The 12,326-nt window shown below is 57.5% G+C and carries 15 protein-coding genes; 9 read left to right on the forward strand and 6 right to left on the reverse strand.

The annotated features are described in order from the left end of the window. Positions 1-470, reverse strand: a 470-nt coding sequence (locus ACIQ0Q_RS03010) for a class I tRNA ligase family protein (RefSeq protein WP_395771468.1), incomplete at its 3' end; no start/stop codon positions are given. A 131-nt stretch (positions 471-601) separates the two neighbouring features. Next, a complete protein-coding gene (nemA, locus tag ACIQ0Q_RS03015; RefSeq protein ID WP_395771469.1) occupies positions 602-1,699 on the reverse strand; it encodes an N-ethylmaleimide reductase in 1,098 nt (365 codons plus the stop codon). 78 nt (positions 1,700-1,777) lie between these two features. Here nemA and ACIQ0Q_RS03020 point away from each other — a divergent pair, with 78 nt between their 5' ends. From ACIQ0Q_RS03020 to ACIQ0Q_RS03055, 8 genes are read left to right on the forward strand one after another with little or no spacing between them, the layout of a single operon-like run. After that, complete coding sequence (locus ACIQ0Q_RS03020) at positions 1,778-3,067, forward strand: amidohydrolase family protein (protein ID WP_395771470.1); 1,290 nt, start codon at positions 1,778-1,780, stop codon at positions 3,065-3,067. Continuing rightward, positions 3,067-4,074: a bifunctional diaminohydroxyphosphoribosylaminopyrimidine deaminase/5-amino-6-(5-phosphoribosylamino)uracil reductase RibD gene (gene ribD / locus ACIQ0Q_RS03025; protein WP_395771471.1), complete on the forward strand. Its 1,008-nt coding sequence runs from the start codon at positions 3,067-3,069 to the stop codon at positions 4,072-4,074. The genes ACIQ0Q_RS03020 and ribD overlap by 1 nt, the downstream gene beginning before the upstream one ends. A 4-nt stretch (positions 4,075-4,078) precedes the next feature. Next, a complete protein-coding gene (locus tag ACIQ0Q_RS03030; protein ID WP_395771472.1) occupies positions 4,079-4,711 on the forward strand; it encodes a riboflavin synthase in 633 nt (210 codons plus the stop codon). Next, positions 4,708-5,946 (forward strand): bifunctional 3,4-dihydroxy-2-butanone-4-phosphate synthase/GTP cyclohydrolase II, encoded by a 1,239-nt coding sequence (locus ACIQ0Q_RS03035; protein ID WP_395771473.1) that lies wholly within the window; start codon positions 4,708-4,710, stop codon positions 5,944-5,946. Before ACIQ0Q_RS03030 ends, ACIQ0Q_RS03035 begins: the two co-directional genes overlap by 4 nt. Continuing rightward, on the forward strand, positions 5,943-6,407 hold the full coding sequence (ribE, locus tag ACIQ0Q_RS03040; RefSeq protein ID WP_395771474.1) for a 6,7-dimethyl-8-ribityllumazine synthase: 465 nt from the start codon (positions 5,943-5,945) through the stop codon (positions 6,405-6,407). The genes ACIQ0Q_RS03035 and ribE overlap by 4 nt, the downstream gene beginning before the upstream one ends. 18 nt (positions 6,408-6,425) lie before the next feature. Next, positions 6,426-7,286 (forward strand): thioredoxin, encoded by an 861-nt coding sequence (gene trxA, locus ACIQ0Q_RS03045; RefSeq protein ID WP_395771475.1) that lies wholly within the window; start codon positions 6,426-6,428, stop codon positions 7,284-7,286. A gap of 17 nt (positions 7,287-7,303) precedes the next feature. Continuing rightward, positions 7,304-7,942, forward strand: a complete 639-nt coding sequence (locus ACIQ0Q_RS03050; protein WP_395771476.1) for a DUF502 domain-containing protein — start codon at positions 7,304-7,306, stop codon at positions 7,940-7,942. A gap of 3 nt (positions 7,943-7,945) precedes the next feature. Further along, entirely contained in the window at positions 7,946-8,713 is a 768-nt protein-coding gene (locus ACIQ0Q_RS03055) for a queuosine precursor transporter (protein ID WP_395771477.1), read from the forward strand. 126 nt (positions 8,714-8,839) lie between these two features. Here ACIQ0Q_RS03055 and ACIQ0Q_RS03060 read toward each other — a convergent pair whose 3' ends face one another. From ACIQ0Q_RS03060 to surE, 4 genes are read right to left on the reverse strand one after another with little or no spacing between them, the layout of a single operon-like run. Continuing rightward, positions 8,840-9,634, reverse strand: coding sequence for a peptidoglycan DD-metalloendopeptidase family protein (locus tag ACIQ0Q_RS03060; RefSeq protein ID WP_395771478.1), 795 nt, complete (start codon positions 9,632-9,634; stop codon positions 8,840-8,842). After that, a complete protein-coding gene (locus tag ACIQ0Q_RS03065; RefSeq protein WP_395771479.1) occupies positions 9,631-10,236 on the reverse strand; it encodes a YqaA family protein in 606 nt (201 codons plus the stop codon). Before ACIQ0Q_RS03065 ends, ACIQ0Q_RS03060 begins: the two co-directional genes overlap by 4 nt. Then, complete coding sequence (locus tag ACIQ0Q_RS03070; protein ID WP_395771480.1) at positions 10,236-10,916, reverse strand: protein-L-isoaspartate(D-aspartate) O-methyltransferase; 681 nt, start codon at positions 10,914-10,916, stop codon at positions 10,236-10,238. The genes ACIQ0Q_RS03065 and ACIQ0Q_RS03070 overlap by 1 nt, the downstream gene beginning before the upstream one ends. Next, entirely contained in the window at positions 10,913-11,686 is a 774-nt protein-coding gene (gene surE, locus ACIQ0Q_RS03075; RefSeq protein WP_395771481.1) for a 5'/3'-nucleotidase SurE, read from the reverse strand. Before surE ends, ACIQ0Q_RS03070 begins: the two co-directional genes overlap by 4 nt. 93 nt (positions 11,687-11,779) lie before the next feature. Between surE and ACIQ0Q_RS03080 the strand changes: the two genes are divergently transcribed. Beyond that, the gene (locus tag ACIQ0Q_RS03080) at positions 11,780-12,316 is read left to right on the forward strand and encodes a Smr/MutS family protein (RefSeq protein WP_395771482.1); all 537 of its coding nucleotides are present in this window, start codon (positions 11,780-11,782) and stop codon (positions 12,314-12,316) included. The last annotated feature ends 10 nt before the right edge of the window (positions 12,317-12,326 follow it).

Consider the following 12,326-nt stretch of genomic DNA (forward strand, 5'->3'; position numbering starts at 1 on the left):
TTGCGGTAGACGATGCCTTTTTTATACAGACGGGTGAACATCAGCTGTTCCCAGCGGTAATACTCCGGGGTGCAGGTCGTCAGCTCGCGCGACCAGTCGATGGCATAGCCCAGGCTCTGCAGCTGGTTGCGCATATGATCGATGTTGGCGTAGGTCCACTTGGCCGGCGCAGTCTTGTTTTTGATCGCGGCATTCTCGGCCGGCAGGCCGAAAGCGTCCCAGCCCATCGGCTGCAAGACATTGAAGCCCTGCATGCGTTTGAAACGGGAAATTACATCGCCGATGGTGTAATTGCGCACGTGCCCCATATGCAAAGCGCCGGAAGGGTAAGGCAGCATTGACAGGCAGTAGTACTTCGGAAGCGCCGATTGCTCGTTGACCTCGAAAGCACGTTGCGCCCTCCAGAAGTTCTGGGCTTCTTTTTCAATGACTTGTGGCGGATACTCGGCGTTTTCGACAGTGGCGGACATGGGCGGATAAGATTTATGGGCAGTCCCCATAGGTTACCGCATGCGTCTGATTTTAGACAGTAAACCCTGAGCTTTCGCCATCTGAAATTCCGGTAAAGGACCGTGTCGTATACCGGAATGTTATCCAATACTCAGTCCGGCATAGTCGGATAATCGGTATACCCTTCCGCACCGCCACCATAATAAAGCTCCGGACGGCCGGGATTGAGGGAATGCCCTGTGCGCAGACGCTCCGGAAGGTCCGGATTGGCGATGAACGGACGGCCAAAGGCCACCGCATCGATCAGGCCGGCAGCCAGTAAGGGTTGTGCTTTTTCCACAGTATAATTACCGGCGGCAATAATGACGCCCGGAAAGGCTGCACGCATTTTTTCACGGAACTCGATACTCAGTGCCGGACCCCCAGCCCAATCCGGTTCCGATAAGTGCAGATAGCCCAGACCGCGATTGGCGAACTCGGCAGCCAAATAAAGCCCCATCTCCTGCCCGGCCAGATCATCCAGACCATTGAAGATGCCCAGTGGCGAAATGCGGATACCGATATGTGCGGCATCCCATTCGTCGATGATGGCATCAACCACTTCCAGACACAGACGCGCGCGGTTTTCCAGACTGCCGCCGTATTGATCGGTGCGGAAATTGCTTTCCTCCGACATAAACTGGTGCAGTAGATACCCATGTGCGGCATGGATTTCAACCATATCGAAACCGGCCTCACGGGCATTGCGGGTGGCTACGCGATATTCCTCGAGCAGGCGCGGGATTTCATCGGTTCGCAGCGCGCGCGGGGTACTGCAGGCGGCACGGATCAGATTGCCGTTGGCATCCTTGATGGTGGTGCGGTTCTCATATGGTTTATCGGAAGCCGACACCGGCGCCTGACCGTCGATCTGCAGACTGGTATGCGAGACGCGGCCGACATGCCAGAGCTGCATGCAGATCAATCCGCCTTCGGCATGCACGGCTGCCGTACTCTGCTTCCAGCCCTCCGTCTGCGCCGTGTTGTAAAGTCCAGGTGTATCGGCATAACCCTTACCTTCCGGCGAAATCTGGGTGGCTTCGGTAATGACCAGGCCCGCACTGGCACGCTGGCGATAGTATTCGGCCATCAGTGCGGTCGGAACATCCCCGGGCTGGCCGGCGCGCATACGCGTCAGCGGTGCCATCAGCACGCGGTTTTTCAGGGTATGCGGACCGATGCGCAGGGCATCGAACAACGTGACGGACATGCAATTCTCCAAGAATTCGACCCAAGGGGATAAAAACGGTACACTTTTTTCATTCTCCCATAATCTTTAGGCAAAACCATGAAAATCAAGGCCCAGATTGCATTAACCCTCGGCGCATTATGCATGACGCCGGCCGTCATGGCTGCAACACAGGCCCTGCAGTGCGGCAAGCTGTTCGACTCGGCCTCGGGCCGGATGAACGGCGCCAGCACCATCGTGGTTGAAAATAACAAAATCAGCCAAGTGCTTCCCGGGACCGTCAGCGTTCCTGGAGCGAGCTTGGTCGATCTTCGCAGCCAGACCTGCAGCCCGGGCTTCATCGACCTGCACGTGCATCTGAGCCAGCAGTCCAGCCCGCAGAGTTATTCCGAGGGCTTCCGCCTCAATCCCGAATACACCATTCTGCGCTCGGTCGGTTATGCCAAAAAAACCCTGCTTGCCGGCTTCACCAGTGTGCGCGATCTGGGCGGCGAGAATTCACTGGCCTTGCGCGACGGCATCAACCAGGGCTTGGTTGATGGACCGCGCATCTGGGCCGCTGGGAAAGGTATTGCCACCACCGGTGGCCATGCCGATCCGACCAATGGCCTGAACCACATTCTGGCCGATGCGCTCGGTACCCCCGGTCCGGCCGAAGGTGTCATCAACAGTCCCGAAGAAGGGCGTGCTGCCGTGCGACAGCGCTATAAGGACGGCTCGGATGTCATCAAGATCACCGCTACCGGCGGCGTGCTCAGTTATGCCAAAAGCGGTGACGCGCCGCAATTCACCATTGATGAGGTGCGGGCTGTCGTTGAGACCGCCAAGGATTACGGCTTCCGAGTGGCCGCACATGCGCACGGCAAGGAAGGCATGAAGCGCGCCATCCTCGGTGGCGTCACGTCCATCGAGCATGGCACCTACATGGATGATGAACTCTTCAAGTTGATGAAGCAAAACGGCACCTGGTATGTGCCCACGGTCACCGCTGGAAAGTTCGTGGCTGAAAAAGCCAAGATCGATGGGTTCTATCCGGATGTGGTGCGCCCGAAAGCAGCCCGTATCGGCTCACTGATTCAGAACACGTTCGGCAAGGCCTACAAAGCCGGCGTACCGATCGCTTTCGGTACCGATTCTGGTGTCAGTTACCACGGCGATAACGCCCGGGAGTTCGGATTCATGGTTGAAGCCGGCATGCCAGTAAACACCGCACTGCAGACCGCAACGTTCAATGCCGCAAAAGTCCTTGGCGCAGATGACATCGGACAAATCAAACCTGGCTTTTTCGCCGATATCGTGGCCATGCCGGGAGATCCGGGTGAGGATATCCGTGTCACCGAACGTGTGGCCTTCGTCATGAAGGATGGCGTCATCTACAAGCAACCCTGATGGACCATGACGGATTCATGCGCCAGGCCATAGCTCTGGCACAACAAGCCCGAGGCCGCACCTGGCCGAACCCCATGGTCGGCTGTGTCATCGTCAAAGACGGCCGCATCCTTGCTGAAGGCTTCCATGCCAAGGCCGGGCAAGCGCACGCAGAAGCCGATGCACTCGCCCGCGCCACCCAGTCTGTAGCCGGCGCGACATTGTATGTGAACCTCGAGCCCTGTTGCCACAGCCATAAGCGCACCCCGCCCTGTGCACAGGCCCTGATTCGGGCCGGTATTGCGCGCGTGGTCATCGCCAATATCGACCCCAATCCTGAAGTTTCCGGCGGCGGGATGGCATTACTAAGACAAGCGGGTATCGAGGTCATCACCGATGTTTTGGCCGAAGACGGCGAACGCCTGAATGAAGTGTTCTTCCACCGGCAACGTACCGGAATGCCCTTCGTACATTTGAAATTGGCCAGCACCTTGGATGGCCGTATCGCCATGCCGGATGGCCGCTCACAATGGATCACCGGTGAGCAGGCGCGTGAGCATGCGCATCGCCTGCGTGCCGAACATGACGCTATCGCCATCGGTGCGGGTACGTTGCGTATGGACAATCCACATTTGACAGTCCGACTTCCCGGCTTCGACGGGCCACAACCCCTGAGGGTCATCTTCAGCCAAGGCGGTCAACTCCCCGACACCGCCCATGTATTCTCCGAGGGTGGCGCTGCAGGCACGCGGGTGTTCATCGGCACCCCATTACCAGAGGCCCTCGCCACTCTGGCCGAGGACGGCGTCTGCAACCTGCTACTGGAAGGCGGCGCCGGTCTAGCCGCGGCCTTCCTGCAGGCCGGTCTGGTCCAGCGCGTCAGCCATTACCTGAATCCCAGCTATCTTGGCGAGGGATTACCGGCACTGGCCACTTACGGTTTAACCGAATTAAGTCATCGTCTTCACCTAAAACACGTAGAATATAGCCCTCTTGGCGATGATTTGGTCCTCACCGGCCGGCTTTAACTTTATGTTCACTGGATTGATACAAGCCGTCGGCCGCGTTGGCCACTTGACGAGCAACACCGTTGGCACCCGCCTATACATCCACTGTCCAGATTTGGCCGGAGGCATCAGCGTAGATGACTCCATTGCCACCAATGGGGTCTGTTTGACTGCAGCCTCAGTGGATGCGGAGGGCTTCAGTGCCGATGTCATGCCGGTCACCCTGCAAAAAACCGCGCTGATTGATCTGGATGTGGGCGCTCGAGTCAATTTGGAGTTGGCATTACGGTTCGGTGACCGGCTTGGCGGCCATCTGGTGCAGGGTCATGTCAACGGGATTGGTCGTATCCGTAACATCGAAATAACCGGAGACATCTGGTGGATTGCAATTGACCTTCCGGAGTCCCTGCGACGCTATCTTGTTCTGGAAGGCTCGATTGCCGTCGACGGCATCAGCCTCACCATTGCCGCAATCGATGCAGATGGTCTGAGTGTTTCCATCATTCCGCATACACTGGCCAATACCAATCTCGGCACCCGCAAGATCGGTGATGCGGTCAATATCGAAGTCGATGTGCTGGCGAAAACCATTGAAGGCCTGCTCCGGGCCGATCCGACACTGCGCAAGACATGGTCCCATCTGGAATCCAAGACATGAACGATACCGCCTTGAGCACCATCGAAGAAGCTTTGGCCGAATTGAAACAGGGGCGCATGCTGATCGTGGTCGACGATGAACACCGCGAAAATGAAGGCGACCTGCTAATGCCGGCCGAATGCGCGACACCGGAAGCCATCAACTTCATGATTCGTTACGGACGCGGCTTGGTGTGCGCACCGATTACCCAGGGACGCGCAGACCAACTGGATTTGCCCTTACAGGCGGCCCGTAACACCGAAGCGATGCGCACCGCATTTACCGTCAGCATCGACGCCGCTGAAAATGCCAGTACCGGCATCTCCGCCACGGATCGCGCTCTGTGCCTCAACCTGCTGGCCAATCCGGCCATCGGTGCTTCCGCCTTCAACAAACCGGGGCATATTTTTCCACTGGTTGCCCGGGACGGCGGTGTATTGGTCCGACAGGGCCATACCGAGGCCGCAGTGGATCTGGCGCGTTTGGCGGGATTCCATCCGGCGGGTGTCATCTGCGAAATCATCAAAGACGACGGCGAAATGGCGCGCTTGTCCGATTTACGAGAATTCGCTGCCGAACACAGTCTGAAAATCATCACCATTGCAGATCTGGTTGCTTGGCGTAAACGCCATGAGAGCCTCATTAGTGCCGTCGAATCGGCTCCGATGCCAACCGATTCCGGTGACTTCCATTTCTACGTTTTCCGTTCGGAATTGCTCGGCGAAGAACATATGGCCATGATGAAAGGGCCACCGGAACGCCTCACAGAGCCCGGCACTCTGGTGCGCATCCATTCCGAGTGCTTTACCGGTGACGTGCTTGGCTCGCAACGTTGCGATTGCGGCAGCCAGCTGCAGGATGCCATCGCCCGCATAGAAGCGGCGGGTTCCGGCATCGTCATCTATCTACGCCAGGAAGGCCGTGGCATCGGACTGTTCAACAAAGTGCGTGCCTATCAGTTGCAGGATGCCGGCCTGGACACCGTGGAAGCCAATCTGCGACTCGGCCTGAAAGCTGATGCCCGCGACTACACTATGGCCAACCAAATCCTCGTCCACTTCGGCATCGATGACCTACGTTTGCTAACCAACAACCCCGACAAGCTGGATGCATTGAAGGGGTTCGGAAACCGCCGGATCGTCCGCGAAGAACTGTCGATTCCAGCCAATGGCAACAACCACCACTATCTACTGACCAAGTGCCGTAAATTCGGCCACCAGATCGAAATACCGCCCGCCATCGAGAGCATGTCATGATTTACCAAGGATCCCTGAACGGCGCCGCGCTGCGCATTGCCGTGGTTACCGCCCGCTTCAATGATTTCATCACCGAACGACTACAGACCGGCGCAATGGATTGCCTGAAGCGTCACGGCGTGACCGAGGACGCCATCGATACGGTCGCCGTACCCGGTGCTTTCGAGCTGCCGCTGGCGGCATTGACCTTGGCCGAAACCGGCCGTTACCAAGCGGTCATCTGTCTGGGAGCCGTCATCCGTGGCGATACCACACATTACGATTATGTGTGCAACGAAGCCGCTAAGGGCATTGCTGCGGCCGGAATGAGGACTGGCATCCCGGTCATTTTCGGTGTCGTCACGACCGAAAATACCGAGCAGGCCATCAGCCGTGCCGGCGGTAAATCCGGCAACAAAGGTTGGGATGCGGCGATGACCGCCCTTGAAATGGCCAATCTGCTACCACACATCAAAGCCTAAGCCCAACCGGAAATCACCATGAACGCCTTTGTCTTCGATGCAAAACTGGACAGCTTCGAACAAGATGTCATCAACGCTTCCAAGGAAACGCCCGTAATGGTCGATTTCTGGGCGGAATGGTGCGGTCCGTGCAAACAGATCGGTCCATTGTTGGAAAAGCTGGCGCTCGAGTTCAACGGCGGCTTCCTGCTGGCCAAGGTCGATGTCGAGAAAGAACAGCAGTTGGCCGGCTATTTCCAGATTAAATCGATTCCCACCCTGATGCTGCTGAAGGACGGGAAAATCGTGGACGGATTCTCGGCAGCACTGTCGGAAGCGCAGCTGCGTGAATTCCTCAATCACCACCAGATCACCGTCAAGCCACAGCTGGTCGAAGCCGAGGCGGAACTTCCGGTTCCGGAAGCACCGGATCCGCACCAGGAAGTCATCCGGCTTCGCCATGCCCTTGCCGAAGCCGCCGATGATGATAGCCTGAAACTGGAGCTCGGACTGGCACTGACGGCGACACAGGCCTATGCCGAAGCCTTGGCGCTTTTCGAAGGACTTCCGGCCAATCTAGCCATGGACCACCGGATCACCAAAGCACGGGCTCGTATCGATCTTGCCGAACGGGTCAAGGATGCGCCGGCTATAGAGGTATTGGTGACTGCGATTGCCGCCAAACCCGAGGATTTCGAGGCGCACCGCCTGCTCGGTCTGCAGTACCTGGTCCAGGGTCGGTCCGAAGCGGGTCTGGCACAGCTGCTGGAACTGCTCCGAATGAACCGTGACTACCAGGACGGACTGCCGCGCAAACTGCTGATCGAGGCGTTCAATACGGTCGACGACGAAGACCTGGTCCGCCTGTACCGCCGGAAAATGGCCAGTCTGCTGAACTAAGCGTTTATACTGTCGGCATGAACCGACTTCAGGCCTACTTTCTCACCGGCTTACTCACGCTGACTCCGATCTGGCTGGTCATCATCGTCTTCAAATTCGTATTCGGGCTGCTGTCCGACATCAGCCAACCGGTTATCGGACCACTGAGCGCACATCTCTCCGGAAGCAATCCCGCCATGTTTGGCTGGCTCGATGAGCCCTGGGTGCAGACAGGCATCGCCATTGGCGTGACCGTCGGCTTCATTCTCGCAGTCGGGTTTATGACCCGGCGCGTACTCGGCCAGCGCTTCATCGGCTGGTTCGAAACGATGGTGAATAAGGTTCCTCTGGCAAAGACCGTTTACGGAAGTGCCCGCAAACTACTCGACATGCTGCAGACCAAGCCGGACGGTACTCAACGCGTGGTGCTGATCAACTTTCCGCACGAGAACATGAAGTCGGTCGGTTTCGTCACCCGTATTCTGACCGATGAGAATACCGGGGAAGAACTGGCGGCAGTATACGTACCGACCACACCCAATCCAACTTCCGGCTACCTGGAAATCGTGCCGGTCAGCCAGTTGATTCCGACCGATTGGACTGCAGACCAGGCTATGTCTTTCATCATTTCCGGTGGCGCGGTATCGCCGGATAAAATTCCGTTTTCGAAGGCTTGAACGATGCATCTGGACAAGCCGCAGCGTCTGTATGTATTTCTCGCCGCATTTTTCTGCGTCACCGCGGTTCTGGCTGAGTTCATCGGCGTCAAAATTTTTGCCCTTGAAGCCACCCTCGGCATCGCTCCGTTCCAGTGGAACCTATTCGGTCAGACTGGATCGCTGAATTTTACTGCCGGCACCCTGCTCTGGCCGATTGTGTTCGTGATGACCGACATCGTCAATGAGTACTTCGGTAAACGCGGTGTACGATTCATCAGCTGGACTGCGATTGCCCTGATCCTTTACGGCTTCGGCTTTGCTTATGCCGCTATCCATCTGGCGCCGGCTGATTGGTGGGTCGGAGCCAATGCCAATCAGGGCGTACCCGATCTGCAAGCCGCCTTCGCCGCCATCTTCGGCCAGGGATTGTGGACCATCTGGGGTTCGGTCATCGCTTTCGGTCTCGGACAGCTGATCGATGTCGCGGTTTTTTCACGTATCCGCCGCTTGACCGGCCCGCGTATGGTTTGGCTGCGCGCTACCGGATCCACGGCGCTATCCCAACTGATCGACAGCTTTGTCGTGCTTTACATCGCATTCGTACTCGGACCGCAGCAATGGAGTTATGATTTATTCTTCGCAGTCGCCACTCTGAACTATGGCTACAAAATGCTGGCTGCCATCCTCATGATTCCGACATTGTATGGCGTACGTAAACTGATTCACTGGTATCTCGGCCATGAACATGCCGAACTGCTGCACCGCAATGCCCATTCGGAAACCCTCTGAAGGAATTCCCATGAAACTGCGCCTCTCTTGTTATCGCCATCGCCCTAATCGCCAGTCTCGGCGCCTGCAATAAAACCAATGAAGTACCGGCCACTTCGAGCGCGATCTCGGCTACGAATTATGAACTCAGGGTTTTGGCAGATACAGTAGCGGATCGACCGGTTTACCATTACGGCGAATTTCAAAATGCAGCATGGTCCTGACCGAGCCGGTCTGACCCATTTCGGCGATATGCTGGCCGGCTTTGACTTTGACTCCCTCGGAAACCAGCCGTTTGCTGTTATGCGCGTAGGCGGAGATCCACTCATTACTGTGCTTGATGATCAGCAGCTCGCCATAGCCGATGAGACCGGCGCCGGAATAAACCACGGTACCATCGGCGGCGGCAGTGATGTCCTGGCCATTTTTGCCGGCGATATTGATGCCCTGCTGGGTTTTATCGCCCGCGATGAACCGACCGATGATTTCACCCTTTGCCGGCCACTGCCAGGCAATGTTCGACAGCACCGGAGTCACCGGCTTGACCGGCACCGGCTCGCCGACCGGAATGGTTTTGCTCAGGCCCATGTTCGGATTGGGCAGTGCCGGTGCGTTCTTGGAAGGCTTGGAAGCTCTGGTCGTTGCAGGAGGGCTAAGCCGCAGCTTCTGACCGACCTGGATGGTGTAGGGTTCTTCGATGCCGTTCCAGGCTGCAACATCCCGGTAGTTTAGACCGGCACGGAAGGCAATACCAAATACCGTATCACCAGCCTGTACGATGACGGTGCCGGACTCCTGTGATTTTGGAGGCGCCTGTAGCGCCGGCTTGGCTGGCTTGGTGGACGTGCGCTGACGGTTCTGGGTGGTTTGATAACCAGACTGGCAGCCCGCAAGTACAATGACAAGGATGGCCGTAACCGATCGTTTCACAATCAAGGTCATCTCCACAGCAGGTAGGCAACGGCAGCGACAGCCACGATTGCCACCACTAGCCATCCCAAACGTTCGATATTCCGCCGCAGGGACTCTTCAGCACGCGCTCCACCCCATCGTATGGCAGCCGCCAACAGATACAGGCGTTTGCCACGCCCCACGGCCATACAGGCCAGATAAGGACCGATCGGGATGCCGACAATACCGGATGCCCAAGCCACCACCTTCATCGGAATAACCGGCTGCAAGGCTGCGACGACCAAAACGCCCAACAGAGTGAGCCAGTGCGCATTCATCTGCTCACGCAGGGTCTGCACCCAAGCATCGATTCCGGCACGCATGCCCTCACTCAGCAAAGGACTGAAAAACTCATAGGCATAATGACCGAAAGCGTAACCGAGCAAGGATCCGCCCAGACCGCTTATCAGACTGATGGTGGCATAACGGTAGGCTTCTTTCGGTTTGGCCAGAGACATCGGCGCCATCATCACTTCCGGGATGACAGGAAAAAAAATCGCCTCAATGAAGCTCAGAAACCCCAGATACCATGGGGCCTTGGGATGTGCCGCCCAGAGAATGGCGCGTTCGTACAATCCTTTGAACAAGGTCATCAGAACACTCCCGGAAGCAGCGGAACGAAGCTGACCGGACCGAGATCCTGCTCGCTGGTTGCACCATCGGCTTTGATGATGCGTAATAGTTTCTGTTTTCCGGCATCCGTACCGACCGGAGAAACCAATACCCCCGGCTCAGCCAGTTGCACCAATAGCGGCGTCACCAGCGCCGGAGCGGCACAGGTCAGCAGGACTGCATCGAACGGAGCATTTTCCGGCCAACCAAGATTTCCATCATCATGTTTTGAGCGGATCTGCTCGTGAAGCTTGAGGCTGCGGAAGCGCGGACGTGCACTGCGCAAAAGCTCCTCGATGCGCTCGACCGTAAACACCTGAATCCCGAGCGCGGCCAATACGGCGGTCTGATAACCCGAGCCGGTGCCGATTTCCAGAACCTTTCCGGGCATACCGGTTTCTATCAATGCTTCGGTCATCCGCGCCACCACCCAGGGCTGGGAAATGGTCTGCCCGTTACCGATCGGCAGTGCGGTGTCCTCATAGGCACGTGATGCCAGACCTTCATCGATGAAGGCATGGCGCGGCAATGCACGCATGACATTGAGAACGCGCTCGTCACGGATACCCTGTTCGCGCAGCCGCTCGACCAGACGGTCACGGGCACGTTGCGAGGTCATGCCCAAGCCTTTGCTTTCCGGGCGCAACTCGATTCGGTTCATGCCGACAGCACTTTCGAAAGGTCTTGCGCCCAACCGGATACCTTCTCAAGCGCCTGATAGCGCGTCAGGTCGACATGAATGGGGGTGATTGAGACAAACCCGGTTTTAACCGCATGAAAATCGGTACCCGGTCCACCGTCCTGCTCAGGTCCGGCCGGACCAATCCACCACATCGGACGTCCGCGCGGATCAATCTGCTGCACACAGGGCTCTGCCCGGTGGCGATGCCCAAGGCGGGTGACCTCAAAGCCTTTGATTTCGGCCCATGGTAAATCCGGAATATTGACATTCAGGATGGTGTCGGCAGGCAAAGGATCGCTGAGCAGTCGTTCGATCAGCAGTTGTGCAACCCGTACGCTGCTGTCGTAATGACGGGGTTTATGATCGGGACTGGCGCAGCTCAGCGCGATAGCCGGAAGGCCGAGGCAGCGACCTTCCATGGCCGCGGCCACAGTACCGGAGTAAATCACGTCATCGCCCAGATTGGCAGTGTTGTTAATGCCTGATAGCACGATATCTGGATCATCCGGCAGCAGCCCGGCTAACGCAAGATGCACGCAATCGGTGGGGGTGCCGGTGACGCTCACCCGGTTATCGGAAAGATGGCGGGCGCGAATGGGCGAACCAAGCGTCAGGGAATTGGAAGCACCGGATCGGTCGCGATCGGGGGCGACGATGAAAAGCTCGTGCCCGGCGGTACTAAGGCCTTGCGCCAAGGCGATGATGCCCGGCGCCTCGATGCCGTCGTCGTTGCTGATGAGTATGCGCATGCAAATATGATACCCGTATTCGCACCAGAAACGGGACAAAACTGGGGATCCTGGGCAAGTCTCTAAGTGCAACGACTTTGCTATCATGGCGACATGAGCAAGAAAACGCCGCCAATCAGCCCCGAGGACAGCGAGCTCTTTCGAGAGGCCATCGGGCCGGTCATCGTGCATCGGCATACCGAAAGCCGGCTACAGAAAGCTAAGCCGAAACCGCGCGCAGGCATGTTCGAACGCGACGAACACGACGCCCTGCTCCAGTCCCGACGCATGAATGATGCCGAAGCGCTGCTCTTGGGCAGCGAGCCTCTGTTATTCCAAGGGCCAAAAGTCGATGGCCGACTGATGCGCAAACTCAAATCCGGCAGTATCCGCGTGGATGGCGAATTCGACCTGCACGGCATGACCGCCATGGATGCCGAACGTTGGCTCAAGCAGTTCCTCAGCCAGGCCTCTAAGCAAGGATTACATTGTATCCGCATCATACACGGCAAAGGTGCACGCTCGGAAGCCGGACCGGTACTGATGAATGTCGTCGACAAAGTGCTTCGCCATCAAGGACGGGTGCTTGCCTTCTGCAGCGCCCCCGAGAACCAAGGCGGCGCCGGTGCCGCTTTGGTGCTGATCGAATAACCCTGATCAC

It is taken from the genome of Arenimonas sp. (assembly GCF_044348765.1).
Taxonomy (GTDB): domain Bacteria; phylum Pseudomonadota; class Gammaproteobacteria; order Xanthomonadales; family Xanthomonadaceae; genus Arenimonas.

Excerpts from the sequence above, each read along its gene's own strand:
- nemA (WP_395771469.1), bottom strand. The coding sequence starts at position 1,699 with ATGTCCGTCACGTTGTTCGATGCCCTGCGCATCGGTCCGCATACCCTG.
- ACIQ0Q_RS03020 (WP_395771470.1), top strand. The coding sequence starts at position 1,778 with ATGAAAATCAAGGCCCAGATTGCATTAACCCTCGGCGCATTATGCATG.
- ribD (WP_395771471.1), top strand. The coding sequence starts at position 3,067 with ATGGACCATGACGGATTCATGCGCCAGGCCATAGCTCTGGCACAACAA.
- ACIQ0Q_RS03030 (WP_395771472.1), top strand. The coding sequence starts at position 4,079 with ATGTTCACTGGATTGATACAAGCCGTCGGCCGCGTTGGCCACTTGACG.
- ACIQ0Q_RS03035 (WP_395771473.1), top strand. The coding sequence starts at position 4,708 with ATGAACGATACCGCCTTGAGCACCATCGAAGAAGCTTTGGCCGAATTG.
- ribE (WP_395771474.1), top strand. The coding sequence starts at position 5,943 with ATGATTTACCAAGGATCCCTGAACGGCGCCGCGCTGCGCATTGCCGTG.
- trxA (WP_395771475.1), top strand. The coding sequence starts at position 6,426 with ATGAACGCCTTTGTCTTCGATGCAAAACTGGACAGCTTCGAACAAGAT.
- ACIQ0Q_RS03050 (WP_395771476.1), top strand. The coding sequence starts at position 7,304 with ATGAACCGACTTCAGGCCTACTTTCTCACCGGCTTACTCACGCTGACT.
- ACIQ0Q_RS03055 (WP_395771477.1), top strand. The coding sequence starts at position 7,946 with ATGCATCTGGACAAGCCGCAGCGTCTGTATGTATTTCTCGCCGCATTT.
- ACIQ0Q_RS03060 (WP_395771478.1), bottom strand. The coding sequence starts at position 9,634 with ATGACCTTGATTGTGAAACGATCGGTTACGGCCATCCTTGTCATTGTA.
- ACIQ0Q_RS03065 (WP_395771479.1), bottom strand. The coding sequence starts at position 10,236 with ATGACCTTGTTCAAAGGATTGTACGAACGCGCCATTCTCTGGGCGGCA.
- ACIQ0Q_RS03070 (WP_395771480.1), bottom strand. The coding sequence starts at position 10,916 with ATGAACCGAATCGAGTTGCGCCCGGAAAGCAAAGGCTTGGGCATGACC.
- surE (WP_395771481.1), bottom strand. The coding sequence starts at position 11,686 with ATGCGCATACTCATCAGCAACGACGACGGCATCGAGGCGCCGGGCATC.
- ACIQ0Q_RS03080 (WP_395771482.1), top strand. The coding sequence starts at position 11,780 with ATGAGCAAGAAAACGCCGCCAATCAGCCCCGAGGACAGCGAGCTCTTT.